At 51.4% G+C, this 26,157-nt stretch carries 24 protein-coding genes, 1 rRNA gene and 1 riboswitch; of the genes, 11 read left to right on the top strand and 14 right to left on the bottom strand.

Annotated elements, in window-relative coordinates; translation table 11 throughout:
* Positions 1-11: 11 nt before the first annotated feature.
* On the bottom strand, positions 12-530 hold the full coding sequence (locus tag AABA21_RS15160) for a DUF2721 domain-containing protein (protein ID WP_338251481.1): 519 nt from the start codon (positions 528-530) through the stop codon (positions 12-14).
* A 363-nt stretch (positions 531-893) separates the two neighbouring features.
* On the opposite strand from AABA21_RS15160, the gene AABA21_RS15155 reads away from it, so the two are divergent.
* The 4 genes from AABA21_RS15155 to AABA21_RS15140 all read left to right on the top strand — a co-directional run bounded on the left by AABA21_RS15155 (position 894) and on the right by AABA21_RS15140 (position 3,597).
* Positions 894-1,790 carry a CPBP family intramembrane glutamic endopeptidase gene (locus AABA21_RS15155; RefSeq protein ID WP_338251479.1) on the top strand — a complete coding sequence of 299 codons (897 nt, stop codon included), beginning with the start codon at positions 894-896 and terminating at the stop codon, positions 1,788-1,790.
* A gap of 94 nt (positions 1,791-1,884) precedes the next feature.
* A 5S ribosomal RNA gene (gene rrf / locus AABA21_RS15150) occupies positions 1,885-2,001 on the top strand.
* 97 nt (positions 2,002-2,098) lie between these two features.
* On the top strand, positions 2,099-3,148 hold the full coding sequence (locus tag AABA21_RS15145; RefSeq protein ID WP_338251477.1) for an alanine racemase: 1,050 nt from the start codon (positions 2,099-2,101) through the stop codon (positions 3,146-3,148).
* A 68-nt stretch (positions 3,149-3,216) separates the two neighbouring features.
* The gene (locus tag AABA21_RS15140; RefSeq protein WP_338251476.1) at positions 3,217-3,597 is read left to right on the top strand and encodes a RidA family protein; all 381 of its coding nucleotides are present in this window, start codon (positions 3,217-3,219) and stop codon (positions 3,595-3,597) included.
* Positions 3,598-3,760: 163 nt separating this feature from the next.
* Here the strand turns inward: AABA21_RS15140 and egtD are convergent, their stop codons facing one another.
* The 3 genes from egtD to AABA21_RS15125 all read right to left on the bottom strand — a co-directional run bounded on the left by egtD (position 3,761) and on the right by AABA21_RS15125 (position 7,534).
* Positions 3,761-4,669, bottom strand: a complete 909-nt coding sequence (egtD, locus tag AABA21_RS15135) for an L-histidine N(alpha)-methyltransferase (protein ID WP_338251474.1) — start codon at positions 4,667-4,669, stop codon at positions 3,761-3,763.
* Between the two features lie 67 nt (positions 4,670-4,736).
* On the bottom strand, positions 4,737-6,035 hold the full coding sequence (gene egtB, locus AABA21_RS15130) for an ergothioneine biosynthesis protein EgtB (RefSeq protein WP_338251472.1): 1,299 nt from the start codon (positions 6,033-6,035) through the stop codon (positions 4,737-4,739).
* 338 nt (positions 6,036-6,373) lie between these two features.
* On the bottom strand, positions 6,374-7,534 hold the full coding sequence (locus tag AABA21_RS15125) for an aminotransferase class V-fold PLP-dependent enzyme (protein WP_338251469.1): 1,161 nt from the start codon (positions 7,532-7,534) through the stop codon (positions 6,374-6,376).
* 204 nt (positions 7,535-7,738) lie between these two features.
* On the opposite strand from AABA21_RS15125, the gene AABA21_RS15120 reads away from it, so the two are divergent.
* Positions 7,739-8,275: a GNAT family N-acetyltransferase gene (locus AABA21_RS15120; RefSeq protein ID WP_338251467.1), complete on the top strand. Its 537-nt coding sequence runs from the start codon at positions 7,739-7,741 to the stop codon at positions 8,273-8,275.
* A 100-nt stretch (positions 8,276-8,375) separates the two neighbouring features.
* On the opposite strand, the gene AABA21_RS15115 is transcribed toward AABA21_RS15120, so the two are convergent.
* From AABA21_RS15115 to AABA21_RS15100, 4 genes are all read right to left on the bottom strand, one after another.
* Positions 8,376-8,606: a helix-turn-helix domain-containing protein gene (locus tag AABA21_RS15115; RefSeq protein WP_338251465.1), complete on the bottom strand. Its 231-nt coding sequence runs from the start codon at positions 8,604-8,606 to the stop codon at positions 8,376-8,378.
* 244 nt (positions 8,607-8,850) lie between these two features.
* Positions 8,851-9,846 (bottom strand): GTP 3',8-cyclase MoaA, encoded by a 996-nt coding sequence (moaA, locus tag AABA21_RS15110; RefSeq protein WP_338251463.1) that lies wholly within the window; start codon positions 9,844-9,846, stop codon positions 8,851-8,853.
* Positions 9,847-10,346: 500 nt separating this feature from the next.
* Complete coding sequence (gene glnA / locus AABA21_RS15105; protein WP_338251461.1) at positions 10,347-11,780, bottom strand: type I glutamate--ammonia ligase; 1,434 nt, start codon at positions 11,778-11,780, stop codon at positions 10,347-10,349.
* 520 nt (positions 11,781-12,300) lie between these two features.
* Positions 12,301-13,248 (bottom strand): helix-turn-helix domain-containing protein, encoded by a 948-nt coding sequence (locus AABA21_RS15100; RefSeq protein ID WP_338251459.1) that lies wholly within the window; start codon positions 13,246-13,248, stop codon positions 12,301-12,303.
* Between the two features lie 268 nt (positions 13,249-13,516).
* On the opposite strand from AABA21_RS15100, the gene AABA21_RS15095 reads away from it, so the two are divergent.
* Positions 13,517-14,332 (top strand): phytanoyl-CoA dioxygenase family protein, encoded by an 816-nt coding sequence (locus AABA21_RS15095; RefSeq protein WP_338251457.1) that lies wholly within the window; start codon positions 13,517-13,519, stop codon positions 14,330-14,332.
* An 18-nt stretch (positions 14,333-14,350) separates the two neighbouring features.
* Here AABA21_RS15095 and cofC read toward each other — a convergent pair whose 3' ends face one another.
* The 5 genes from cofC to AABA21_RS15070 all read right to left on the bottom strand — a co-directional run bounded on the left by cofC (position 14,351) and on the right by AABA21_RS15070 (position 19,564).
* Positions 14,351-14,977 carry a 2-phospho-L-lactate guanylyltransferase gene (gene cofC / locus AABA21_RS15090; RefSeq protein WP_338251455.1) on the bottom strand — a complete coding sequence of 209 codons (627 nt, stop codon included), beginning with the start codon at positions 14,975-14,977 and terminating at the stop codon, positions 14,351-14,353.
* Positions 14,978-14,995: 18 nt separating this feature from the next.
* Positions 14,996-15,931, bottom strand: coding sequence for a 2-phospho-L-lactate transferase (gene cofD, locus AABA21_RS15085; RefSeq protein WP_338251453.1), 936 nt, complete (start codon positions 15,929-15,931; stop codon positions 14,996-14,998).
* Positions 15,932-15,939: 8 nt separating this feature from the next.
* Positions 15,940-16,608: a nitroreductase family protein gene (locus AABA21_RS15080; protein WP_338251451.1), complete on the bottom strand. Its 669-nt coding sequence runs from the start codon at positions 16,606-16,608 to the stop codon at positions 15,940-15,942.
* Between the two features lie 25 nt (positions 16,609-16,633).
* Positions 16,634-17,401: a coenzyme F420-0:L-glutamate ligase gene (gene cofE, locus AABA21_RS15075; RefSeq protein WP_338251449.1), complete on the bottom strand. Its 768-nt coding sequence runs from the start codon at positions 17,399-17,401 to the stop codon at positions 16,634-16,636.
* Between the two features lie 114 nt (positions 17,402-17,515).
* Positions 17,516-19,564, bottom strand: coding sequence for a beta-galactosidase (locus tag AABA21_RS15070; protein ID WP_338251447.1), 2,049 nt, complete (start codon positions 19,562-19,564; stop codon positions 17,516-17,518).
* A 278-nt stretch (positions 19,565-19,842) separates the two neighbouring features.
* On the opposite strand from AABA21_RS15070, the gene AABA21_RS15065 reads away from it, so the two are divergent.
* The 5 genes from AABA21_RS15065 (at position 19,843) to AABA21_RS15045 (ending at position 23,683) form a co-directional block, all read left to right on the top strand.
* Positions 19,843-20,205: a DoxX family protein gene (locus AABA21_RS15065; protein WP_338251445.1), complete on the top strand. Its 363-nt coding sequence runs from the start codon at positions 19,843-19,845 to the stop codon at positions 20,203-20,205.
* A gap of 54 nt (positions 20,206-20,259) precedes the next feature.
* The gene (locus AABA21_RS15060) at positions 20,260-20,418 is read left to right on the top strand and encodes a hypothetical protein (protein WP_338251443.1); all 159 of its coding nucleotides are present in this window, start codon (positions 20,260-20,262) and stop codon (positions 20,416-20,418) included.
* A 21-nt stretch (positions 20,419-20,439) separates the two neighbouring features.
* Complete coding sequence (locus tag AABA21_RS15055; protein ID WP_338251441.1) at positions 20,440-21,171, top strand: PIG-L deacetylase family protein; 732 nt, start codon at positions 20,440-20,442, stop codon at positions 21,169-21,171.
* A 56-nt stretch (positions 21,172-21,227) separates the two neighbouring features.
* A riboswitch (FMN riboswitch) is annotated at positions 21,228-21,390 on the top strand.
* Positions 21,391-21,730: 340 nt separating this feature from the next.
* Positions 21,731-22,462: an ABC transporter permease gene (locus tag AABA21_RS15050; protein ID WP_338251439.1), complete on the top strand. Its 732-nt coding sequence runs from the start codon at positions 21,731-21,733 to the stop codon at positions 22,460-22,462.
* 195 nt (positions 22,463-22,657) lie between these two features.
* A complete protein-coding gene (locus AABA21_RS15045; RefSeq protein ID WP_338251437.1) occupies positions 22,658-23,683 on the top strand; it encodes an ABC transporter substrate-binding protein in 1,026 nt (341 codons plus the stop codon).
* Between the two features lie 81 nt (positions 23,684-23,764).
* Here the strand turns inward: AABA21_RS15045 and AABA21_RS15040 are convergent, their stop codons facing one another.
* Positions 23,765-26,032, bottom strand: a complete 2,268-nt coding sequence (locus tag AABA21_RS15040) for a serine/threonine-protein kinase (RefSeq protein WP_338251435.1) — start codon at positions 26,030-26,032, stop codon at positions 23,765-23,767.
* Between the last annotated feature and the right edge of the window lie 125 nt (positions 26,033-26,157).

Here is a 26,157-nt window from a genome sequence, read left to right as displayed (position 1 = left end):
TCACATGTCTATCAATGGCTGAGTTCCAGGCCGTGTTTGACTTCAAAGGTAATGGCTTTGGGCGAGGTCGCGAATTCGACTGCGGTAATCATAATACAGGTTAAGAAGACCAGCGCCCCCACCAGCAGGGTAAACAGCGCGGCTGGCTCTACCCATGGCATATGGCTAATAACATGAAAGCCGATCTCAAACATACTGAAAACCAGCAACCCGATAGAGATTTCAGCAGCGAGAATAGCGTTCCACTGAAGCCTGTGCCGCTTTAGAAGATGAGGCATCTCGGATTCAAGTTCTACTAGTCGTTCTTTATTTAAATTGCATAGGCTACCAGTTTCGCGCGGGTCGCATTGATTTGCCCCTTGTTCTTGTTGGATCGAGCGCAACAATCCCATATGCTCGATATGCAGCGCACGTAGGCGCGCACTCAGCGAATCATAACGTTGGAGTAGTCCATTCATAAAAAGTGTACAGCTTGAAATCATCACTACGGGAGCTAGAATTAAGCTGATTACATTTTGAATATTATTCATAGGTATGTGTAAACCATGCTGCACTTGATGAATATCATTGAAAAATCTCCATAATAAAAATAGCCCATACACCTTCGCGTAGGACTTTTATTTGAGGAGTTAAGGCAAACAGCATATTCCTTTCTGAGAGGATACGTTTTCCCCTATAATACGAGCAAGCTAATTTTTTAGATGTTGAACTATGTTGATATGGGATGAAAGGGTATAAATATGCTTATTATAGATGCCCATCTGGATTTAGGTTGGAATGCTTTGCAGTGGAATCGTAATCCAGGGCTGCGCTTGTTGCGCCGCATCTGGGGCGAATAGTGGTATCATATCAACCCATGGTAATGACTAAAACTCAAAAGGAAAGTAATGGAAATGCAAGACTCTATGGCTGAATCGTACCGGCCTCAGCCCGGCAGATTTATGGTTGAGGAAAAGAAAGGTCCTTTAAACCGATTTTGTCGGCAGCATCCTTTCCTCAGTACTGTATTGCTCCTCCTCTATTTCATCGTTGCTTCTCGCGTTTTTAGTTATATTCTTCCGCTGGTAATTAAAGGTTGGCACCCATCTTTTATCATCAAAAATATTGTTGGCGAATGCTTTTATGTAGTGCTGGCAATCATCCCTCTATCGCTCCTGGGCTGGTGGAGGCAGATAGGTTTTACAAGGGGTGTGCGGGGTAGGGACATCGCCCTGTATATCGTACCGTTTATCGTTATTGTCTTACCCTCGATCGTCGCGTTTCCGATGGTCAACAGGCAAAGCAGCACGCCGATTATTGTATTGGCCCTGATTGCGGCGTTGCTGGTAGGTTTTACCGAAGAAAGTTTCTTTCGCGGACTGCTTTTGCAGAGCGCGCTTCCCATGGGGATCTGGCCCTCCGTCCTGATCTCCTCGGTGCTCTTCGGTGTGGTTCATCTGAGCAATATACTGGCAGGTTTTACCTGGAACTATGTCCTCGGGCAGGCGCTCTTCGCGTTTGGCTTTGGGGTGCTGTTATCCGGCCTGCGTCTGCGAACAGGCTCCATATGGCCGGGTATCTTATTTCATGCAGCCAAAGACTTCCCAGGTCTGATCTTATTGACGGTAAATCCGCATCAGGTTTTGTCGACACCTTTAAATCTGGCATTGTTAAGCTCTGGAATATATTGCGTTGTTCTGCTCATCAATGCTGTTATTATTCTGCGGCCAAGTAAGGCGAGAGAGCTCAAAACCGCTTATGGGATGCAACCGGTTGCGGTGCCCCCATCGCTGCCCGATCAAGCAGAATAATCTTTTTGTAAGAATGATCTTGAAGGTATTGACAGGAGAGGATAGCTGTGATAATATTCTCCCTGTCAAGAAAGCCGCTTGTATGTGCAGGTGAGCTGGTGACTATAGCGAAGAGGGCACACCCGTTCCCATCCCGAACACGGAAGTTAAGCTCTTCCTCCCCGATGATACTGCGTGGGCAACTGCGTGGGAAAATAGGAAGTCGCCGTCTCACCTGCCCACACGGGTGGCTTTTTTGTTGCGTGGTTTTAATCGGACGCGAGGTCCGAACTTATGGATCATGAGAGCAGGGAGGTTGGTGCCACATCATGCATAGAGATCAGCTTGAAACCCCGGTTGCCACGGTAGATTTGGATAAGTTAGAACGCAATATCGCACGTCTGCAGACGCATCTGGATCGATATGGGATCGCTAATCGGCCACACATTAAAACCCATAAGATCCCGCAGATTGCCCGCATGCAGATTGAACATGGAGCGGTAGGTATTACCTGTCAGAAGCTTGGTGAAGCTGAAGTCATGGCTGACGCGGGTATTCAGGATATTTTTGTACCCTATAACATCGTTGGTGAGCGAAAGCTGGCCCGCCTGGTTGAACTAGCGCGACGATGCCGTATGAGCGTTACCGCTGATGATGAGTTCGTGGTGCGTGGCCTTTCGGCGGCGATGGCGCAGGCTGGTCTGACGCTACCCGTGCTGGTTGAATGCGACACTGGGATGGAGCGCTGCGGCGTGCAGACACCCGAGGCGGCCGCCAGATTGGCCCGTCTGATTGCTGACGCTCCCGGTCTGTACTTCGCTGGCCTGATGACCTATCCCAGCAGCGAGCGTGCCAACACCTTTGTACGCGAAACCAGGGCTTTGCTCGCCGCCGACCAACTTCCATTGGAGCGCGCCAGTGGTGGTAGCACCCACTGTTCATGGCAGGCGCAGGATTTTCCTGAGATCAACGAGCATCGGGCGGGCGAATATGTTTATGGGGATCGTCATGCTCTGCAATCAGGTGCGATGACCCTGGATGAGCTGGCCTTCAAGGTTACCGTCACGGTCGTCAGCCAGCCAACGGATAATCGGCGCATCATTGATGGCGGAAGCAAAACATTCTCGTCTGATCTGGGAAGCGCGCCCGGCTATGGCTTCATCCTAGAATATCCCGAGGCTGTTATCTACTCGCAGTCCGAAGAACACGGTCACGTAGATTTCTCCGCCTGCGCTCACAAGCCCTCGATTGGCGAGCGCCTGACTGTGATCCCCAATCACTGCTGTACCGTCACCAATCTCTTCAACCAGATCGTGGGAATCCGCAATGAACAGGTAGAGGTTACGTGGCCGGTAGCCTGTCGCGGTCTGATACAATAAGAGCTGTCAGAGTCTTTGAATGTAGTGCTATTGATTGGAAGTAGACAATAGGTAAGGAGTGATTTTGTATGTCAAAGCAGCAGATTTCTACCCAGCAAGGTGCGACGCCCCGAGGTGCATATTCGCAGGGGCTGCGCGCCGGAGACTTTATCTTCGTTTCCGGCCAGGGACCCGTTGATCCGGCTACAGGTGAAATTGTGGGCCAGACAATTGAGGAGCAGACGGCACGCGTACTGGAAAATATCAAAGCGATCCTGGCTGCAGGCGGAGCCACGCTGGACGACGTGGTCAAATCGACCGTTCACCTCAGCGATCTCAGCCTGTTCGCCGATTATAATAAGGTCTATTCCAGCTATTTCTCCGATCCTAAACCCACTCGCACCACGGTGGGTAGCCAGTTAGCGGGATTCATGGTAGAGATCGATGTCATCGCCTACGTTGGCAAATAGAGTACTCTAAATACGTGGGGTGAGCCTGACTCTCGTCATCATGGGGATACGTGAGCGCCTCCACACTCGCGGACGCGCAGCGTCCGCACTGGTTTTGTGTGTTGGTGCAGGGGCGCGCATCCGCGCCCCTGCACCAACACACAAAACCAGTGCGGGTGAATGGCTAGATGACGGAAAGGTATTGGATGCTGAAAAACTTTTGCGTATCAAGCCAGATGTGCTCAACTTTAAAGCCAGCGCTGGCGGCGAGCTGACCAAACTCATCAAGCGTGTACTTATAAGAGCTTTCAGTCCAGATGCTCTCGTACTCGTCAAATGCGATCTTTTCTTTTCCCACCTGGACCTGTTGTTTGCGCAGGCTTACCAGATGCATTTCAATGCGGCTCTCAGCCGGATTGTAGAACGCATAATGGCCAAACTGATCCAGTTGAAAATCGGTGTTGAGCTCATGGTTGAGCCGTTCCAGCAGGTGCAGATTAAAAGCAGCGGTAACTCCCGCTTGATCGTTGTAGGCGCTATGTAGGATGGAGAAATCTTTTTTTAGATCGACTCCGATCAAAAGGCCGCCACCCTGGCCACAGGTATGAGCGATCTGAGCCAGAAAATTTCTGGCTGGCTCGCGATCAAAGTTTCCGATAGTAGAGCCTGGATAGTAAGCCACTTTACGAGCTCCTGGTTGCGTCGGATCGGGCAGAGCAAAATTGCTCGTATAGTCCGCGCAAATGGGCAGGATCTCTAGCTTTGGATAGGACTGCGACAGTCTGAGTGAGGCCTGCAGCAGATGTTCTTTAGAGATGTCGATAGGTACATAGGCCACCGGTTGCTCCAGGTGGTCTAACAACTGGGGCGTCTTCATGCTGCTCCCACTGCCATACTCAATAAGCATGCAGCGTGGTCCCAGGGTGGCCGCGATATCCTGGATCTGCTGCTGCATAACCTGCAACTCGGTACGTGTGAGATAGTACTCATCGAGCTCTGTAATACGATCGAATAGTTGTGAGCCAACCTCATCATAAAAGTACTTGCTCGGAAGTTCTTTAATCGGCTTCTGTAAACCTTGCAGAATTTCCATCCGAACCGTTTTCTGTTTAGGCGCGAAATCATACCGCTCAAGCTGTTCTTGTATGCTCTGTACGATGTTACACCTCTCGTGCTAAACGAATGCCTATAAATTGCCAACGTGCGTCCGGGGGGAAGAAGTTGCGATAGGTGGGGCGGATATGGGTAATGGAAGTGGCGCAAGAACCGCCCCGCAGGACAAACTGATTGCACATGAACTTGCCGTTATATTCGCCCAGTGCACCGGGTGCGGGACGGTAACCGCGATACGGTAGATACGCGCTTTGCGTCCACTCCCAGACGTCTCCATACATCTGTTCCGGTTTGATAGCATCGACTGCTTTTTCCAGTGGAACCGGATGGAACTGCTGGTTTTCAACAAAGTTACCCTCGATCGGTACCTGTCTGGACGCCAGTTCCCACTCAGCTTCAGTTGCCAGGCGTGCATCGGCCCAGCGAGCATACGCATCGGCCTCATAATAGCTGACATGGCAGACCGGTTCGGCCGGTTCAACTGGTCGCAGACCACTCAACGTCATCATCATCCACTGCCCGTCATGTTTCTCCCAATACAGTGGCGCCTGCCACTGCTCACCCTGAACCGTATTCCAACCACTGGAGAGCCAGAGCAAAGGATTTTGATAGCCCCCATCCTCAATAAATTGGAGATACTCGCCGTTGGTGATCAAGCGTGAGCCGAGCTGGTAAGCATCTACAAACTCGCGATGATATGGTCCTTCATTGTCGTAGAAGAAGCCATCACCATCATATCCGATCCAGGCCAGTTGTTCTGAGTAGCTGATCCAGCTCAGTGCTGGGGGAGGCGTGGCGGAAGAAAGTGCTTGCTTCTGGTAAACCGGGTGCAAAGGGTTGCAGGAGAGGACATGTTTAATGTCTGTCACCATCAATTCTTGATGCTGCTGTTCATGATGTATACCCAATGTTACCACTGGCGCAGCTTTGACCAGGGTCTCGTCGGTACATGTCGATAAAAAGTCGCTCACGCAGTCATCCACATAGCGGCGATAAGCATATGTCTCCTGAACGGTAGGCCGTGAAATCAAGCCTCGTTTGGGCCGGCAATGGCGCTCACCGACCGAATTGTAGTAAGAATTGAACAGATAGGCGTACTGTGGATGAGGAGACGTATAGTCTGGCGTATACGATGATAGCACAAAGGTTTCAAAGAACCAGGAAGTGTGAGCTAGATGCCAGCGTGTAGGGCTAACATCGGGCATCGACTGAATCACATAATCTTCTGTTACCAGAGGGACACATAGCTGCTCTGAGAAGCGACGTACACGCAGGTAATCTTCCAGCAGGGCTTGCCGAGGTGACGACTGCTCCAGGACTGGACGATCTTGGATGTTTTTTGCCATGCAATAACTCCTTCAATTGAGCCCGAGCTGCCAAACCGAGTGAGCCGAAGCAAGACAGATAACCGCCTTTTTTCGACAGAGGATGCATGCCCGTAGCTTTTATGTTGTCTTTTCTCCTCCAGAAGGTTCAATGTTGTATTCACTTTTTCGCTTTAAAGTGATCAATGTATCAGGTCTATACTAGAGTTTATGATCTAGCATAGACTTTATTATTGTAAACTTAAAAATCCTTTTGCTCAAGTTGAGAAAAGCTACAGCTGGCATGAAAAGAGTAAAGAATGCAAGATCAAGAAGAAAAGAGGCACTCTTCAAGGGTGCCTCTTTGCAGTGAACCATGATTATTCGCGGGTCAGAAGTGCACGAACCAGGATATCGATCTCCTCTTCAGTATTGAAGAAGCTGGTTGAGATGCGCAGGGCTTTGTTATCTGGAATACTGCGGGTGGTGATATTGTGTTTTTCGCGCAGATAGGTAACGAGCTGTGTCTCATCTGTATTGGCGATAGTAAATGAGAGGATGCCATTGCGGCCAGGCTCGGGTGTGAGGATAGTCAGATCTGGGACCTGTGTGAGCGCCTGGTAGGCGTAGCTATTCAGCTCTTTGATACGCGCGAAGAGCCAGTCATAGCCGACCACTGTTTCCAACCAGTGTAGAACGGCGCTCTGCCCATTAATAGCCGCGGTCTGACGCCCACCAACCTCGAAGCGCTGTGCGTGATCATGCAACTCCCAGTCTCCAGCAGGACCAAACTTCATAGAATAGTAGCCTACATAGGTTGACTGAATATAGTGCATCGACTCTTTGCGCACATAGAGTGCTCCTGTCCCATCGGGTCCGCACAGCCACTTCTGCATCGGGATGGCGTAGAAATCCACTCCCAGCGCGGTAACGTCGATGGGTATATTGCCAGCGGATTGAGCGCCGTCGATGAGGACGGGAACGTTATGTGAGCGTCCCAACTCAGCTATCTCCTGCACATCCACGATGGCGCCTGTGGTCCAGGTGACGTGGGAAAGGGAGATGAGACGTGTGCGTGGCGTGATCAACTGCTCGATAGCTTCCCGGGCGGATTGATTGGCCTGGGGACCCAGATCGGCGATACGGATGACGATGCCTGTGCGATCGCGTATCTGATAGAGGGGGGCCAATGCACTGATATGCTCGTGGTTGGTCGTAATCACCTCATCCCCGGCTTGCCAGTTAATGCCATAACTCACGATATTCATACCTTCACCGGTATTGTCCGTGAGCGTGACCTCCTCTTCCTGGCAGTGGAGCAGGCGAGCGACATGCTCACGCGCCTGCTGAGAGATCGTCGTGATCCCCCCAAAGCCACGTGGCCCCAGGCGACCTTCCTGCCATTCTTCCTGAATGCGGGCGGTTATTGCCTCAGGTACACAATCAGGCAAAGGACCAAAGGTACCGGTATTTAAATAGATCTGTCTGGTCGTGGCCGGGAGGGCCTGGCGGATTTCTTGAAGATGGGTAAGCGCAGCCAAAATAGATGATCTCCTCTAGTATAGGTGCGACCGGGATACATTTGGCGAACATTGATATGAGGTCGCAGGCTGTATAGCAAAAGTATGTGCTTATAGTATAACTCATATATATGTTGCTCTGCTGACCGGTGCTATGCGAGTCCGGGGCGACATAGTATAGTATACGTAACTGAAATGTTTGCTTAGAGAAAGATGGACAAGTCTATGCGTATTCGCTATTTTCGCCCGGGAGATATTTCTACCATCATCAGCATTCGACAGGCATCCGCCATTGCTGATCGCATTCCAGCGATGAGCGAGGAGGCATTCATCGCCTGGTTCTTGGATCCCGACCGTGAAGCCCAGGCGAATGCCTTTGTAATGACCGATGATGACGATGAATTGTTAACCTGGGGGCAAGCAGGAACGCTGGAAGGGATAGAAGGGGAAATTGTCGGTTACACCATTCTGGAATGCCTGCGGGATGCTGAGGGCTACCATTTGCGTTGTCGAGGTGCGGTCCACCCTGAGCACCGGTGTCGAGGTGCGGGCCGCGCATTACTGGCAGGGGCCTTAAATCGGGCTCGTCTGCTGGCTTCAGATTTTGAATTTGAAGCTGAAGCTGAAGGGGTGCCGATCTACTTTGAAGCCTTCCTTCCGGCTGCCGATCCGGCGTCGTCCCACCTGGCTGTAAAATGTGATCTAGAAGCCGTGCAACAATTTAATAGTGATGGTTTACAACTCTATCGCATGAAAATATAGCAATAAATGGCAGAGCTGTAAAAAACAGGATACATAAATGCACACAAAAGCCTCCGTCTGCTAGTGGGGGGAAAGTACTAGCAGTTCGGAAGCTAAGATACTAATCTGTTTCGACTCCGACGTTGCCCTCTTCAAGAAGAGAGGATGGGGCTGCAAGTAAGGCTTCCAGTGTAGAACGGCGAATTCGATATGCCTGGCGTATACCACTATGGGGAAGTGAGATCGCCTCAAGCACACCACTTTTAATCCATCGGCGAACGGTTGTATCGTCAACACGTAGTTGCTTTGCCACCTCGCCAACTGTTAACAGATCCGCTTCCTCGTTTGCCACAATTTCCTCTTTCTGGCCTGTGATTCTAGTCAGACCGGATGAATATTTACTACGATGTTAATGCATTAAGACAAAATAATATGTCAGACAATATATACTTTGTCTATTAACTATAATGACGATCCTGCCGTTTCTTTGTAACATTCTTTTTGCAAATCTTTACACTGTAGTAACGAGGTGGATAGCTACAAAAAAGCATCACTTTTATATGTAAAGTAGGTGTACTATCAATCGTTTGATTGAACTATCCGCCGATTCTGGACATCGTCCGGTTAGTCCTACGGAAGCGTTTATCACCAATATAATGTTTTAATTCTTTGTTGAGCACCGCCTGGTGTATTGCTTCCACAAGTGGCTCATCGTCTGTATGTGTGCGTACAATGGCGCGGAGGTCGGTTTCTTCGGTACCGAAAAGGCAGGTGCGCAATTGCCCATCTGCTGTAAGGCGAATACGATCACAGGTAGAACAGAAAGGCTCACTCACAGGATTAATGAAGCCCACTTCACCAATGCCATCACTAAATGTGTAGCGACGGGCTGTTTCGGATGGATCTCCGGAGGTAATTTTTTGCAAAGGACCATATTCGGATTCAATAATCTGTTTGATTTCGGCTCCAGTTAGAATATCTTCTTTACGCCAGATTTGATCCGCATCCAGTGGCATGAATTCTATCCAGCGTACAACGTAGGCTTTATCACGAGCCAGGCGGGCAAATGAAAGGACCTCTTCCTCTGTGTAGCCACGCATCGCCACCGCATTGATCTTAATAGGGCGAATAGAAGGGTAGTGTTCTAGCTCGGCCAGTCCCTCAAGGACCTTATCTAATTGATCGCGTCGTGTCAGGCGCGCGAACTTCTCACGCAGCAGGGAATCCAGGCTGACGTTGATGCGTGTCAGTCCTGCTTCGGCCAGCGCCTTCGCCTGTTGTTTCAACAGGATGCCATTCGTTGTTAAGCTCAGGCTACGCAGTCCCTCAATCTGGCCCAACTGGCGCACCAGTTCTGGAACATCACGCCTCACCAGTGGTTCTCCGCCTGTCAGACGGATCTGTTCAATGCCCATCTGTACCGAAACGCGCGCGATACGTATAATCTCTTCATAAGAAAGAATCTCATCTTTCTTAAGCCAGGGGAGGCCTTCCGCAGGCATACAATAGGTGCAACGAAAATTGCACTTATCTGTAATCGAGATACGCATACTTTTAATACGTCGTCCATAGCTATCTACAAGTAATTTCATATCCGTGCCCCTCTATATGTAAGTCTAACGAACGTGCTGTTATGTCATACTATAGCACGTTTGTAGACGCGTGTGGGATACCTACTGTTATGACGTGTACAGTACACGGACTATTAAGGAATTTGCTGATTGCATTACTAATCTCTGCTATGATGAATGGGGGCCTTCAAAGCAGGTAATATTTTTTGCACTTCTTATTAAATTTGTTTGGAAAATGCTCTATTTTCGTTTGTAAGAGGAAGCAGAGCGCCCTCGTTCGGGCGGCCGCGTTATGCGTCCGCCCTTTTATTTGGGGTCTGTGTCGTGTGCGCAAGGCGCACACGACACAGACCTGTTTGAATGGGTGAGAGGCAGAAGCATATATACGATACAGGCCTGTTTGAATGGATGGGGCAGAGGTTATATACATGTTGCCTTAGTGGGCACATGATAGGTGTTCTCAGGAAAAAAGATCCCGGCTACTTCAAGTAGCCGAGATCTTTTTTGCGGTATAGTATCAACTAGGCGTCGTAGTACATCGAAAATTCGATGGGGTTCGGGCGCAGGCGAACCTGGTCGGCTTGCTCGCGCTTGAGATCCACATATTTTTCCAGCACGTCCGAGGTAAAGACGCCACCTTCAAGCAAGAAGGCATGATCGTTCTCAAGAGCCTTGAGGGACTCATCCAGCGATCCTGGTACCGAGCTGATCTCGCTTAATTCTTCTTTGCTCATGCTGTACAGGTCTTTATCGACGGGACCGTAGCCGTACTGGCTGGGATCGATCTCGTTGCGGATACCGTCCAGACCAGCCATGAGTAAGGCGGAGAAGAGCAGGTAGGGGTTCGCCGTTGGGTCGGGTGGGCGGAACTCCACGCGGGTCGCTTTGGGACTCTCGGTCCGTGGGATACGAATGGCTGCGCTACGGTTGCCCTGTGAGAAGACCAGGTTCACCGGTGCTTCAAAGCCTGGCACCAGGCGTTTATAGCTATTGGTGGAGGAGGCAGCAATCGCCAGGATCGAAGGGGCGTGGGTCAGGACGCCACCGATGTAGTAGCGGGCCATTTGCGATAAGTTGGCATAGCTCCCCTCTTCATAGAAGAGCGGCTGGCCATTTTTCCACAGGCTCTGATGGGTATGCATGCCTGATCCGTTGTCGCCGTAGATTGGTTTGGGCATAAATGTGACCGACTTCCCGTATTTACGGGCCGTATTTTTGATCACATACTTGAAGAGCAAGAGCTTATCTGCTGTATCGAGTAGCGTGCCAAATCTATAGTCAATTTCACACTGTCCGGCGGCGCCAACTTCGTGGTGGTGGGCTTCAACTGTAATGCCAAGGGTCTCCAGGTTCATCACCATCTCTGAACGTAGATCCTGGTAGGTATCGCTGGGGGCAACCGGGAAATAGCCGCCCTTGACGTTCATCAGGTGTCCAAGGTTACGAGCGTCTTCACGGCCCTTACTGTTCCAGTGGGCCTCTTCCGAATCGACCTCTGCGTATTGGATGTTGTCACCCGAAGCGTAGCGAACGTTATCAAAAATGTAGAACTCTGCTTCAGGGCCAATGAACACGGTATCGGCGATGCCTGTGCTACGCAGGTAATCTTCCGCCTTACGGGCGATATAACGTGGGTCACGGCTATAGGGCTTCTGGCTACCGGCTCGGCCGGGGTGAGCGATATCACATGTGAGGCTCAGAGTTGGAATGTTGGTGAATGGATCCAGGAATGCCGTATTGGCATCGGGGATCACCAGCATATCGCTCTCATTGATGGTCTGGAAGCCGCGAACGCTGGAACCATCGAATGGCAAGCCCTCGGAAAATAAGTCTTCTGATAATACATGCACGGGCACACTGAAATGCTGCCAGGTACCTGGTAGATCCGAAAATTTGAAGTCGACAATCTTGACTCCGTTTTCTTTCGCTAGCTTTAAGACTTCCTCTGGGGTCATCTGTCTTGTTCTCCTCTTAACATGGTATCCTCGCATCATTGCAGGAAATGGTGGCATGCATTGCCCAATAGTGCCGTAAGCGATTAATACATAGTATTAAGCTCATTAACCTCGTGCCCACGAGATTGTACTTGCCTGCCTTTATAATATGACGGTTATAGAGGAGTATACTACAGACAGTTTATCCGAAACTTACCGACCACAAATTGTGCACATTGCACAATTTGTGCTGAAAAAGGCTCGGCTTCCTGTCTATTTAGACAACCTCGACCGTGCCAGAGGGATTTGTCATATCCAGAATCGATGTGCATACTAAACACAATATAAATTCATCTGTATGTATAGAATGCTGAAAAGAGCCCCATATGAAAGCATAATCTGCTGTAACATTCTTATATGTTCGTATTGGACCTTTAAGAACTATCCGACTGCGTCTTCTCCAGCCCTTTACGGTTGTTTGCTTTGTGCAATTCGTACATCCAAATAGTGAACGACATGTATATTTTGGGAAGGAACCTTTTTATGGTGTCAGTGGCTGGTGTCCGGTATGCTGCTCCAGTGCCTGCCTGTACTCGCTGGGACTCTGTCCAAAGCGTTGATGAAATTGTCGGCTAAAATAAAAAGGGCTGCTAAAACCAACCTCTTCCGCGATGGTGGCGATGGTGAGGTTGCTGAACTCCAGTAACCGGGCGGCTTTGTCCAGCCGCAGGGCGATCAGCACGTTGATCAGTGAATTACCTGTTTCCTGTTTAAAAAGGTGAGAGAGGCGTGAGGGAGAAAGCGCGACCAGCGCGGCCAGCGTCTTCAGATCATACTGTGCTTTAAGGTTTTCTGCCATCATCTGCAGTAGTAACTGGATGCGTGGGTCCAGCGCCTGCCTGACCTGTTGCGCTGAGGCACGGGTAGCCAGCAATAAGATCTCTTCAAGCCCATTAAGTGCCAGTTCACGCTGCAGCATATCCGTGGTCCCCTGGACGCCTGGTGAACTGTTATTCTGCCGAGAAGCAGAAAGATGGCTTGAGGGAGCGCTGGCATCGGCATGCAGTTGTAAGAATGCATCGTGTATCCGTTCACGTATTGCTGAAGATGATAAAGAGACGGCATACAACCCGCGTCCTTTTTCGGGTAGTTGCCACCAGGAGAGCCAGCTCAAACGTGGCTGAAAATGGGCCCAGAAAAATTCCCAATAGCCATCACGGGGAACCGAATAATCGTGAACAGCATCTGGTTGCAGCAAGACAAGCGTTCCCGGCGTGGTCAGCAACTGCACGCCGGGCTGGCGATAGAGCCCCTGGCCCGCGAGCGTATAGGTGATGAGCCAGTTGCCCGATCCATGCGCGCGATAAACTGCGTAGTCCTCATGCTCTTGAAAGGAACCTGTAACGAGAATCGCAGGTGGTGGTGATGCCATTTCTTCAACTGTCATATAGCAGGATTGTACATGTTCTCGACCGCCTTGTCTATTCATTTTTTCATCCAGGTCAGATACAGTAAAAGCAGGATAGTTACTCCGTCATCGTGGGGGCATGCGAGCGCCCCCGCACGGGCGTCCGCTGCGCGGCCGCACCGATTTGGGTTGTTGGTGCATCAGGAGCGCATCCGCGCTCCTGATGCACCAACAACCATATGACCCTTGAGCACCGCAGGCAGGTGCGAAAGCGCAAGCGTGTTCCGAGCAATCATTATGAAATTCAGACACGCTGTTAGCTTGATTATGGAGAGAGAAGAGGATAAGCATGTCAACGACGATGAAGCGATTAACAGCTGAGCAAGTACAAACATTTCAGCAAGACGGTTACCTGGTGATACCGAACTTGCTGGCACCCTCAGAAGTCGAAGCGTTGACCCAAAATTTCATGCAGGTGCATGCCCGAGGACGCGTTCCCGGCTACTTTGAGCCGGTTCCCGCCGATCAAGCCAATGGGGATATACTCAAGCAATATCCGCGTATCATGCATCCACATCGCTTTAACGATATGGCCCTGCGCTATCTTCTGGATCCACGACTGGGAAATATTCTGGAAGATCTTTTCGGGGAGGAACCGCTGGCCGCACAGAGCATGCTCTACTTTAAGCCAGCAGGCGGCAAAGGGCAGGCGCTGCACCAGGACAACTTTTTCCTGCGTGTTGAACCGGGAACGTGCATCGCGGCCTGGATCGCACTAGATAAAGTGGATCGGGAGAATGGCGGTCTGGAGGTGGTGCCGGGAACGCAGAACATGGGCATCTGCTGTCCAGAAGAGGCCGATGAGAGCGTCTCCTTTACCAAAGACTATGTTCCCATCCCCGAGGGTTTGCAGGCGGTGCCGGTGGATATGGAGCCGGGTGATGTCTTATTCTTCAATGGCAGCCTGGTTCATGGTTCGCAGCCCAACACCAGCCGGGACCGCTATCGGCGCTCATTCATCTGTCATTATATCGGCCGCTCCTCCGAGCGCATGTCGCTCTGGTATCGACCGATCCTGACCATGAACGGTGAAGAGGTCTCCATTGCTGAGAATACTGATGGTGGACCCTGTGGCACCGAGTTTGGCATGGCAGGCCCCCACTAAAGTGTGTTGACGCCTGTATCAGGGGACCAGGCGGCCGCAAGAGGCAAACGTAGTCATATCATAGCGCTCAAGGGTCGAGATATCCTCAATCGTATCGATATCCAGGGAAAGTCCAAGGCTATGATGGACCATGTAGCTGAGATGGCGTTTTTGGGCCTCATTCTGGTGGTGGTAGCGGCTATTCACACCAAATGTATAGGGTAGGATCAGTGGAGGATGTGTAAGCAAGGCATTGGTCCCGGTGCCATCCTGTGATGCAGCAATGACAACATCGTGACATCTCGATTTTTCGACAAGTTGACCAATATCAGCCACCTGCAGCAAAGGCAGGTCGGCTGATATGGTTAAAAGGGCGTCGGTCCCCTGTAAAAGCTCATGGGTAGCGGCGGCAGTCAAAGCGGGATTATGACCAGCTTGTGTTTCTACCAGAGCCTGTGCCCCCCAATGTTGAGCGTGCTGTAACACACGGGTATCAGCACTAACGACCGAGACATGCTCGAAGGCCTGGCTTATCTGCAAGGTCTGCAAAACATGATGGAGCATATCCAGCATAAGACTGGCGCGCTGTTCGGCTGTCAGGTGGGAAGCGAGGCGGCTTTTCGCCGCTTCAAGCGATTTCACAGGGACAAGGGCTGTATATTTCACAAGCTTTTCCTATTATCTTCACCAATTATCCAGGCCCGCTGCACGCAGGACATGGCGGGCGAGCTCGGCTTTCGCCTGACTGTCACTCATAATAGTGTTGGTGACAGACGTAGGGATGCCAAGATCCTCAATGGCTTCAGCCAGGTGCGCATCGCGTGTATCGATGACCATGACATCAAGGAAATCGCGATAGTGGCGGGCAACGCCAACCGCGGATACATCCATATGCAGGCCCCGCATCAGCTTATCCGCTGGTCCCTTGATGGGAGCGCCCCCGACAATCGGGCTGACAGCGACAATCATGCCACTGGTCTCATGCAGAGCATCGTGGATGCCTGGGACGGCCAGAATGCTGCCAATGCTCACGATGGGATTACTGGGTGCCAGCAAGATGGCATCGGCTGTTTTGAGTGCTTCCAGCACACCGGGCGCGGGCTTTGCCTCCTTGGCCCCCACAAAAACAACATCCTGTACTTCATCAGAACACCGACGCTGAACCATGTATTCCTCAAAGTGGAAAAGTCCGGCCGGTGTTTGAATATGGGTAGCGACAGGCTGATCACTCATGGGCAGGATGCGTAGCTTTAAGCCGAAGTGAGCGCGCAGTTCATCGGCCACCTCGCTTAAGGTCTTGCCCTCGCGCAGGCGCGCGGTCCGATGAATATGCGTCGCCAGGTCCCGATCGCCCAGCGCGAACCAGTCTTCATGGCCATAGCTAGTCAATTGTTTCATGGTATGGAAGGTATCACCACGAATGCCCCATCCATTTTTCTCATCGACAAGACCGGCCAGGGTATACATCACGATATCGGTATCGGGCGAGACATTGAGTCCATAAAAGACGCGATCATCACCAGTATTGGTAATGACCGTAATTTCTTCCTGGGGCACGACCTGGACGAGGCCCTGTAAGAAGCGTGCGGCGCCGACTCCACCGGCTAGAACGACAATCATCTGTTACCTCAATCAAAGCGAACTATTAAACTCTCTAAAGGCAGGCGCGGGCGCCGTTTGGGATCAGCCGCCGCATAGCCTACGCTAATCAGCGCCTGTGGGATCAAGCGGGCATCCAGATCCAGTGCCTCGCAGGCAACTTCTGGACAGAACAGAGGCGCGCACATCCAACCGGTATCCAGCCCCAGATCATAAGCGGTCAAGAGCAGATTCTGGATCGCGGCCCCAATGCTCTGGACCGCCATCGTCTTCTCATCTTCCTGGCGCCGTGCGTCGGGATATTGATCCAGGTCCTCCAGATAGAGGCAAGGCATAATCAAAGCTGGCGCACGTAGAATACGCTGATGCGATTTTTCCAAACGAATGTTAACGATCTCCGTGGGCTGTCTATCCATTTCAAGATTCTGCCGCCACGTTACGCCCATCGCATCGGCCAGGCGCTGTTTGAGATCGGGCCTGGTGAGCACGACGAAGCGCCAGGGTTGACGTCCGTGTGGGGATGGAGCCCAGCGTGCCGCTTCCAGCATTTGCAGAAGCATCTCGCGTGGTACCGCTTTATCCTGGTACTGGCGAACACTACGGCGACTGCGCATCAACGTGGCAAGATCAGTGACACGTTCAGGCGTGGTGACCGGACGGTCAACCACGCTGTCATTAGTTGTATCGGTTTCTTTCATGAAAATATTACGAGATCCATCTTGACTAGCGGAACATATCGGTGGCACTATCGCGTGTCAACGTGTGAACGGTTCCTTCGGCTGGCGTATAGTGGTAGCCACGAATCAGCGCAACCGGAACTCGATCGACTTTCCCCATGACCAGTTCAGCGGCGGCGGACAGTTCATCAGCGACCGCGATCATGCTGGCGCGCATCTCATAGCCGTAGGCATCGCGCTGTCCGCGATAATCAGCCATCGCCTCCATGCCCGCAACGCCGATGGCCATATTCACCTGGCCATTGCGCCAGGCACGCCCCCAGGTATCGGAAATGATAACCGCGATATCCAGCGGTGGTTGTGTATCGGACAACGACTGTAAACGGCCTCGGATCTGGCGGGCCGACTCATCGGAATCTACTGGCAACAATGTCAGGAACTCGCCACCCTCGACATTTGACTCATCAACGCCCGCGTTGGCACAGATAAAGCCATGATACGTCTCAGAAATCATCACGCCACGATCCATGCGCGCAATACGTTTGCTCTCGCGCAATACTACCTCCACATGGCGTGCATCCTTTTGATTGCGTTCTGCGAAAGCCTTCGCAAACTCTGATGGCTCAATCGTCTCTAGATTGACCAGGCGCCCCTCCGCTTTGGAAACAATTTTTTGCGTCACCACCAGTATATCGCCAGCTTGCAGTGTCAGTTGCTGCTCTTGTAATGCTTTATAAATGAGAACTCCCAGGTCAATGCCCGGGTCGATCTCACCAATACCAGTAATTGGTATAATACGTAATTCTGTGCTCATAGGCCTCCTCGTGAAGACATTATATCCCCTCTGAAGAGGTCCTGCCAAGAAACCGAGATGCTCACCATCTCATTGCCTGAGATGGTGAGCAAGAAATCGCTTATGAAGTTGTCCCTACTGCCCCTTTGCTCCCTGGTTCTTCTCATCATCTATCGCCGTTAAAATGGCGACATCGTATTGCGTCAGGGTAATGGTATCCTGAACCGTCTGATCATTGAGTAAGTTCAGAAAACGTTTTTTGGATTGGAGGGGAATTTGTACGGCATCCGTGGCGTGATTGAGCAGGAACAGAACCGTCCCCTGAGCCGTTTCTCGCTGGGCTATTTCAACGCCTGCTGGGACTGTTAAAGTCGGGGCAATATGGTGCTCGGCGAGGATAGGCGCATAGAAAGCGTCCAGGAAAGACTGCTCTGGCCGGCTAGCGATATAATATGCGTTTCCCCGCCCAAAGCTATTACGGGTAACCACGGGGCTGCCAGCATAGAAATCCGTTGCGTACGTGGCCAATGGTGTGGCACCTTCACAATGGATAATCTCGCATAGGTGATTGCAGACATACTTGCCGCTACCATCATTCATCACAATTTTGTTGCTCTGCTCTGGATAAAGTGCATCAATCTCCTCATTCCAGATCCCTAATACATGGCTAAGAGGGCCGGGATAGCCATTTTCATTGGCCAGATCATATTCATTGACGTAGCCAGTGAAATAGGTAGCAATAAAAGACCCGCCTTTAGATACAAAGGCTTCTATGCGTTCCGCAACGCCTGGTTTGAGCATATAAAGCATGGGAGCGATCAATACATCATACGTGCTTATATCTGAATCGCTGAATACGATATCCACGGAAACATGCTGTTTCCACAGTGCTGCATAATGCTGGCGCAACGTCTGGATATACTGTTTATCGCGCACAGGGCCAACCGTATCCTCTATGGCCCACCAGTTATCCCAATCAAAGAGCATGGCCACTCGTGAATGCGTCACGCCTCCAATGGTGCGATCTTTCAGGTGCTCTAACTCTGCTCCTAGCTGTGATACCTCGCGGAAGACACGCGTATCGGCGCGTCCGCTATGCTCGACAACCGCCCCGTGCATCTTCTCACAACCGCCGCGTCCACGTCGCCACTGGAAATACATCACCGCATCCGCTCCATGGGCAACCGCCAGGTAGCTCCACAGGCGCAGAATACCAGGCCGTTTAAGTGCGTTTACCGCCTGCCAGTTCTGGCTGCTAGGGGTCTGTTCCATCAGCAAGAATGGTTGATTATCACGTAAGCCACGATTCAGATCGTGCAAGAACGCGATATCGCTGGGATGGTCTTTGGGAGCGGGATAACAATCCCAGGAGATGACATCTACTTCTTTTGCCCACTTCCGATAATCCAGACCCGGATATGTCCCCATCATGTTTGTTGTGATCGGGATATCTGGCGAGAACTTGCGAATAGCATCGCGTTCCAGTTGGAAACATTGCAGCAGCATATCACTTTGAAAGCGTTTGTAGTCCAGTGTCAGTGCATGAATGGCCCGCTCACCGTTCGCGTAGGGAGGTTCAATTTGCGACCAGTCGGTGTAGGTGTGGCCCCAGAAAGGGGTCCACCATTTTTGATTCAGGTCGTCCAGACTACTATAGCGCTTTTGTAACCAGTTGCGGAACTCAGTCGCGCACTGTGAACAATAACAGGCTCCTCCATATTCATTACATACATGCCAGATAAGCAAGGCGGGATGTTTGGCGTAGCGTTCGGCCATGCGTTCAGCGATCTGGACAGCAAACCTGCGGTATGTTGGTGAGGTAGGGCAATAGTTGCCGCGTCTTCCATGGTGATTGCGTATTCCTTTATCATCCGAACGTAGAACATCGGGATAGCGTTGAGACATCCAGGCTGGCTGGGCAGCGGTTGGGGTTGCCAGGCAGATCAAGCGCCCGGAATTTGCCAGCTTATCAAGAATAGTATCCAGCCATTCGAAGGTAAACCGCTCTTCTTCTGGTTGAAGGCTTACCCAGCTAAAAACGCCCACCGTGGGCACGCGAAAATGGCTCTCCTGCATCAACGAAATATCCTGGTCCCATATATCCCTGGGCCATTGCTCAGGATTATAATCACCTCCATGCCAGATAAACGGGGCGCGTGAATTCACTGCTGGAAAAGGATGCATGCAGTATTCCTCCTTAAAGATATCTACAACATATCAGGCGAAATCCGTGGGGCTTGCATAAAATTGTTATTGTCCTCATATAAGGGGTTTATGCCATTATACCATCAGAAATGCTCTTCTTTTTTTGCAGTAGAGGGTGATAACAATAGCATGAATGAAGTAGGAAAAATGCAGGGCGTTGAAACCACTGGCATAGGGACTGCGGTATAGTAGGTAGAGTGGGCAGTAATGACTGTTCAGTTGGATGAAGATATAGTGAAGGATTGTGAGTATCTGATATGTTTAAGACTCTGGGGCAATTACTGCTGGGTTCGATTTTTGTAGTAGGTGGGGCGGGAGCGTTTGCTGAACCGGGTGGACGAGTACAAAAAGTGGAGGCCGCAGGTGTGCCGCAGCCACGGCAGGCTACCATTTTGAATGGAGCGGTGATGGTTGTAGCGGGTAGTACCCTGGCTGTTGGTGTGCTGCCGAAGCTTTCCGCGCTAGCGCTGCTTGGTTCATTGACAGCCACAACATTTGTGGGGCATCCCTTCTGGAAAGAAGAGACTCCCGCGGGCCGTGCCAATCACCAGGTGCAATTTTTCAAGAATCTCTCTATGCTGGGAGGTCTGTTAATGGTGCTTGCCAACAAAAACGATTAGCCATAGTGTACAATAGATAGTCGGTAAGCAGGGCGTGGCTGGTCAGATGATAACATGTTGCAACGTAACAGTTTTTCTCTGATCGCCCAGACAGAAACAATTGCCCGCAAAGTGGAACCTGCAATCAGCACTGGTAGAAGAGAAGCTGTTTGTGGTGAAATCCTTTGCGGGCGTTTCCTGTTTTTTCCTGGTAAGTACATGGCAATTATTTAAGCAGAAATGAAAGAAATCACGATGCAAGAAGAACAGCATAAAGTAGCAATGGTTGTGGTTGCCCATCCCGATGACGCAGAGTTTGATTGCGCGGGTAGTGTGGCGCTGTGGGCGCACGAGGGTTGGGATGTTTATTATGTTATCTGCACCGATGCCAGCGGTGGCGGTTCCGATAGCGCGACTGACGTCGGTCTGGAAGCGAGGCTGCGTATAAGTCAGACTCGCATGGCAGAGCAGCGTGCCGCTGCCAGCGTCCTGGGAGTGAAAGACGTCATCTTTCTGGGGTATCCAGATGGTCGTTTACAGCCAGACCTGGATCTACGCCGTTCGATCGTACGCCAATTGCGCATTTATCGTCCATCTCGTGTCATCTGCCAATCACCTGAACGTACCTGGACACCTGCATTGATCATTCCCCGCTATCATCCCGATCACCTGGCGGCCGGAGAGGCCACGCTATCGGCCATCTATCCCGCCTCCCAGAACCCCTGGGATTTTCCTGAACTGTTGGAGGAAGGATTGCAGCCGCACAAAGTTTCGGAAATATACATATCTGGCACGCCGGTGCAAAACCATAGCATTGATACTGCCTCAACTATCGATCTCAAGATCGCGGCTCTGCGGGCGCATGACAGCCAGGTAGGAGAGAATTTCGCCGACCTCGAAAAATTCCTGCGCGATCTGAATGCCCAGATAGGTCAGAAGTACGGCTACAGTTATGGTGAAGAATTTCATCGCGTCGAGAACCGTTAGCCTGCTAACTTAAGCACTTGCATATTTCGACTCGTATATGGCATAATAACCACAAATAAAACCTTCGGGGCAGGGTGAAATTCCCTACCGGCGGTATGGCAGAGCGTATAAAGCTGTGCCGAGCCCGCGAGTTTGCCATTGATTGCTTCTTGATCAATGGCGAACAGATTCGGTGAGAGGCCGAAGCCGACGGTATAGTCCGGATGGGAGAAGGTTATAATGTGAACCAGTGTCATGCGCTCGGCTGTGTAGCTGTGGCGGATGGGGTGTTTTCGTATATTCACTCTGGCGCCTGGTTTAATCACATCTCCCTCATATGTCCCCCTGGGTTAGTTAAATTGACATCTATCTTTTTTTGTTTTTTCAGGGAAGAGATGTCGGTATTGGCTAAGAACCGAGGGATATCAATTTTTATGAGTGCTACAACTTCAAGGACTGATAGCGCGCAACTGGATGTGCGCGAAAACCGACGCGCCAGATTCGTTGAACTGGACGCCAGGAATGGGGGGCGGCCCGACAGGCGCGCTCCTGGAAAAAACTCAATACTGTCTGGAATTTTTTGCCTCCATTTGTTTTAGGTCTGCTCCTCTTGTTCGCCTGGTATATTACCACTGCTACCGGGCGCATTAACGCGTTCATCCTTCCGCCTCCTAAGGACGTGTTTGCCAGTTTGATTGATGGGCTGGTTGGAGGATTGTACTGGGTGCATATTCTTGTGACCGTGCAGGAGAGCCTGGCGGGCTTTTTATTGGGTGTTGTAGTGGCACTGCCGTTGGGTTATGGGGTTGCTAAATCACGTTTTCTGGCCAACATGTTGCAGCCGTACCTGTCGGCTGGCCAGGCGATCCCGGCTATTGTGCTCGCTCCATTTCTGTTTCTCTGGTTTAATACCGGACCGTTGCCGGTAACGATCATCTGTATGCTGGTCGTGCTCTTCCCTATGGTCATCAACACCATCTTTGGTGTTCAGACCATTGATCGTGAGTTGTTGGATGCGGCGCGGCTAGAAGGAGCGTCGGGACTCTCATTATTGTCCTACATCGAGTTCCCGTTGGCGTTACCCGCCGTGCTGGCATCGGTGCGCACAGGCCTGACGCTCTCAATCACGGGAGCGCTGGTAGGGGAATTTTTCTGCAGCCCCGACAAGGGTCTGGGTGCCTTGATCCAGATGGCCCTGCACCAGTACAACATGTCCTTTATGTTCGCCACTGTAATCATCCTGGCGATACTGGCGGCCCTGTACTATAGCGCGACCTGGCTGCTGATCAAACTGGCAGATAGGGTCTATTAAGAACAGGGACCGCTATCGGGGAATGATATGCCTATGCATATTGTTCCCTTAACAGAGAAATAGCAGAACGCGTTAGTAGCTCATGCAGTGCGTGTTTGCTTAATCGGTAAACGTCTTGTTTCAACGGGTGATCAAGCATGTACCTGTTTACTATTCTCATGTCTTAAAACGAACTGAAAGGCAGAAACTACTTCGATGTCATTCACATCTCATCGTTTACCTGTGACCTGGAAACTGATGGTCCTCGCTGTACTGTGCACCGTGTTATTGGCCGCCTGTGGAGAAGCGGGGACCGCAAACAGCACGAACAGCAACTCCAGCGGCAGCTCAGATAAAACACTGAAAAATATTTCGATCGGCCTGGGATACAATCCGGATATCCAGTTTGCCCCTTTTTATGTTGCCCAAAGCAAAGGGTATTATAAGGATGCGGGCCTGAATGTGACCTTCAACCATGGTATTGTCACCGATCTGATCGGCACCATGGCCGCGGGAAAGAACAACTTCGTTTTTGCCAGTGGCGATGAATTGCTGGTGGCCCATGATAAAAATAAAAGCCTGCAGGCGATAGACGTCTCGACTATCTTTCAGCGCTATCCCGTTAGTATTATTGTTCCCAAGGACTCCTCAATTCGCACCCTGGCTGATCTAAAAGGCCATTCTATTGGTGAACCGGGACCCTTTGGCGCGACCCACACAGGCGTGCTCGCTCTGCTGCAGGCGGGCAAACTGACATCATCTGATGTAAATCTGCAATCGATTGGGTTCAACCAGGTTTCGGCTCTGATTTCCCACAAAGTTGATGCTGTCGTTGGCTACTCCAATAATGAGCCTCTGCAATTGGAGCGAAATGGTTTTCATGTGCGTACCTTCGCGGTATCGGATTACACACCACTGGTCTCCAATGGCATCATTACCACTCAGGATATGTACACTAACCAGTCGCAGACGGTACACTCCTTTGTCGATGCCACCATCAAAGGCCTGAAAGATGCCATTGCCGATCCCCAGAAAGCGGTAGATATCAGTAAGAGCTACGTGCCTGGTATGAACACCGATCAGGCGCTGGAGGTATTAAAGGCCACCATCCCGATCTACCAGGGCAAAGGACAACTGGGGTATAACGATTCCGCGACCTGGCAAGCGACCGAGCAATTTCTGGTATCGCAGAAGATGATCGCTCCCGTGGATAATCTCTCGCAGATCTACACCAATAAATAAGAGGTCAATTTGCTTTCCATCTGATGGAACAACGGGCCCCACCAGTTAGCGGTGGGGCCCGTTGTTGTTGTTGCGTATGAGTCAGGCAGTGTAGATGGCGACATTTTTGAACGAGACATCTGAACCTGAAGCAACGGTAAGACCGAAGTCGCCACCGGTATTGCTATCACCGAAGTTGCCACTGGCAGTCCCTTGCTGAATACCATTTACGTAGTAGATGAAGCTGCTACCCTGTACAAGGATATCGATTGTGGCGGTATCACTGTCCAGCTGGGTACCATGCAATCCGATCGAGGCCAGTTGAGATGCGTTGCCATTTTTATCGGTGTAGGTCGTGGTCCAACTGGCGCTGTTGAACATAACGGTGTAGTAGCCACCATCAGACTTATAGTGATAGTAGAAGCCAAACTGGCTGCCTGGCGTGTTCAGCTTTACCTGTGCCTGGATATAATAGCTATCGGGCAGCGTTTGTCCGTTGGGTAACTGGGTCAGAAACGTACCAGCGGTACTGGATGAGGGGCCTGATAGCCGTAAATCGTCCGGCCCGCACACCGCCTGGATATTTGTATCCTGCCACTTTGCTCCTTGGGGATCACACGTGCCCGGATAGTTGGTACCGTAGATAAGGCTTCCCATGCCGCTCACTTTGGGATCAGGCAGAGGATATTTTGCGTGTACGGTAGTAGTCGGGGAAGGCGTCGCTGACTTCCTGGGATCCGGTTTGACGACGTTGACAGCGGTGCCCGTGCCTGTTGATGAGGCCTGGGTAATGCCAGATGGCCCGGGGCGGGACGAATTGCCGTGCTGATTGCTGAGAATGATGCTGGCGGTCGCAACAACGAGAATCACGGCCAGCACGACACCGGCAAGCGCCAGATAGCGCGGCATGGGTAAGCCAGACTGACGGTGCCTGGCGTGAGAAAGCCGTTCGGGATAAACCTGGATCTGCGGCTGGCGCGCTGCGGGAGCAGGTTTGATCTGCTGTGGCTGCGAGCTGGGGGCTGGCGAGGTGCTGCCTACGGTCTCTACCTCGTGATAGTAGTGTGCTGCTGGTGGATCAGCGGTAGGAGCGACCGAGCGCACAGGTGAATGCGCCGGCGGTACAGCCATGGGCTCCGGGCGAACGTGATCGGCAAGGGTGGCGTCCATTTCAGTGATAACAGTCGGCATAGCCTGTAAGCGATTCTGTGTATGCTCGGAAAGGGGAGATGTCACCTCGGCCTGTTTCGTTGTTTCATCTTGCTCATCTGATCTACCACCGCTCTCACGCTCGACCAGCATGGTTGACATTGACAGCGGTGCCGCCTCTTCTTTTTGACCTGGTTGCCTCACTGCCTGAGCGGGCCTCTCATCCTTATGCGCCACTGGCTCAAACGGCATCACTGCTTCATTTTCCACCTTCAATGGTGGTAATAGCACAGGAGTGATATGTTCTCCCAGCGAAGGAGGCGCGACGCTGGGGAAGCGATCTCCCAGGGCTTCAGCCACGGCCTGGCGCAAGACCTGCGCGAAGACGCCAGCACTGCTAAAGCGATCGGCGGGAGATTTCGCCATCGCTTTCATCACCACTGCTTCTACATTCTTTGGTACCTGCGGATTAAAGCGCGTAATGGGTGGTGCCTGCTCCAGTGTATGTTTAATGGCCACTGCTACAGGAGACGTGCCGGTAAAGGGCACGCGACCGGCCAGCATCTGGTAGAGCACCACCCCTAATGAATAGACATCGGTGCGATAATCAATGCTATCGCCAGTTCCCTGCTCAGGAGAAAGATATTCCGGCGTTCCCACAATGGTGCCGATGCTGGTGAGGTGACCATTGGTATTTTCTTGATCGGTTACATCTTTGAGCATCTTGGCCAGACCGAAGTCGGCCAGCAGGACGCGGCCATCGGCATGAAACAGAATATTGCCTGGTTTTAAGTCACGATGCACAATGCCCTGTGCGTGCGCGCTATCCAGTGCGGCAGCCGCCTGTTCAATGATCGGAACCACCTCTTCCAGCGAAAGAATACCGCGCTTCTCAAGTACCTCACGCAGCGTCCCGCCGGTAACGTAGGGCATAACCAGGTAGGCAAGGTCGCCCTGCTCACCATATTCATACACTGGCATAATATTGACATGATCCAGTGCCGCCACGGCATCTGCCTCGCGGCGAAAACGGGCCAGAAATTCGTTACGTGATCGCTGCTCAAGAACAACGCCAGGTAAAAGTACTTTAACGGCCACAATTCTTCGTGGCCGTGATTGGCGCGCCAGATACACTGCACCCATACCACCGCGTCCGAGGAGACGTTGGAGTGTACATGTTCCGAGCGCTTGCCCTAGTAACTCATTGCTATCCGTTACCACGCTCGTGTTTCCTCTCAATGAAATAGATCAACTGGTTGGTAGTTTGCATGAGAAAGATTTTCTAATTAAGGAGTATAGCTTTGACGTCCTGTCCAGCCCTGGCAAATGTATTGAGATCTTTTCAT

It is taken from the genome of Dictyobacter halimunensis (genome assembly GCF_036245075.1).
This window is presented reverse-complemented; position numbering and strand designations above follow the sequence as displayed.

Excerpts from the sequence above, each read along its gene's own strand:
- AABA21_RS15160 (WP_338251481.1), bottom strand. The coding sequence starts at position 530 with ATGAATAATATTCAAAATGTAATCAGCTTAATTCTAGCTCCCGTAGTG.
- AABA21_RS15155 (WP_338251479.1), top strand. The coding sequence starts at position 894 with ATGCAAGACTCTATGGCTGAATCGTACCGGCCTCAGCCCGGCAGATTT.
- AABA21_RS15145 (WP_338251477.1), top strand. The coding sequence starts at position 2,099 with ATGCATAGAGATCAGCTTGAAACCCCGGTTGCCACGGTAGATTTGGAT.
- AABA21_RS15140 (WP_338251476.1), top strand. The coding sequence starts at position 3,217 with ATGTCAAAGCAGCAGATTTCTACCCAGCAAGGTGCGACGCCCCGAGGT.
- egtD (WP_338251474.1), bottom strand. The coding sequence starts at position 4,669 with ATGGAAATTCTGCAAGGTTTACAGAAGCCGATTAAAGAACTTCCGAGC.
- egtB (WP_338251472.1), bottom strand. The coding sequence starts at position 6,035 with ATGGCAAAAAACATCCAAGATCGTCCAGTCCTGGAGCAGTCGTCACCT.
- AABA21_RS15120 (WP_338251467.1), top strand. The coding sequence starts at position 7,739 with ATGCGTATTCGCTATTTTCGCCCGGGAGATATTTCTACCATCATCAGC.
- moaA (WP_338251463.1), bottom strand. The coding sequence starts at position 9,846 with ATGAAATTACTTGTAGATAGCTATGGACGACGTATTAAAAGTATGCGT.
- glnA (WP_338251461.1), bottom strand. The coding sequence starts at position 11,780 with ATGACCCCAGAGGAAGTCTTAAAGCTAGCGAAAGAAAACGGAGTCAAG.
- AABA21_RS15100 (WP_338251459.1), bottom strand. The coding sequence starts at position 13,248 with ATGAATAGACAAGGCGGTCGAGAACATGTACAATCCTGCTATATGACA.
- AABA21_RS15095 (WP_338251457.1), top strand. The coding sequence starts at position 13,517 with ATGTCAACGACGATGAAGCGATTAACAGCTGAGCAAGTACAAACATTT.
- cofD (WP_338251453.1), bottom strand. The coding sequence starts at position 15,931 with ATGATTGTCGTTCTAGCCGGTGGAGTCGGCGCCGCACGCTTCTTACAG.
- AABA21_RS15080 (WP_338251451.1), bottom strand. The coding sequence starts at position 16,608 with ATGAAAGAAACCGATACAACTAATGACAGCGTGGTTGACCGTCCGGTC.
- cofE (WP_338251449.1), bottom strand. The coding sequence starts at position 17,401 with ATGAGCACAGAATTACGTATTATACCAATTACTGGTATTGGTGAGATC.
- AABA21_RS15070 (WP_338251447.1), bottom strand. The coding sequence starts at position 19,564 with ATGCATCCTTTTCCAGCAGTGAATTCACGCGCCCCGTTTATCTGGCAT.
- AABA21_RS15065 (WP_338251445.1), top strand. The coding sequence starts at position 19,843 with ATGTTTAAGACTCTGGGGCAATTACTGCTGGGTTCGATTTTTGTAGTA.
- AABA21_RS15060 (WP_338251443.1), top strand. The coding sequence starts at position 20,260 with ATGTTGCAACGTAACAGTTTTTCTCTGATCGCCCAGACAGAAACAATT.
- AABA21_RS15055 (WP_338251441.1), top strand. The coding sequence starts at position 20,440 with ATGCAAGAAGAACAGCATAAAGTAGCAATGGTTGTGGTTGCCCATCCC.
- AABA21_RS15045 (WP_338251437.1), top strand. The coding sequence starts at position 22,658 with ATGTCATTCACATCTCATCGTTTACCTGTGACCTGGAAACTGATGGTC.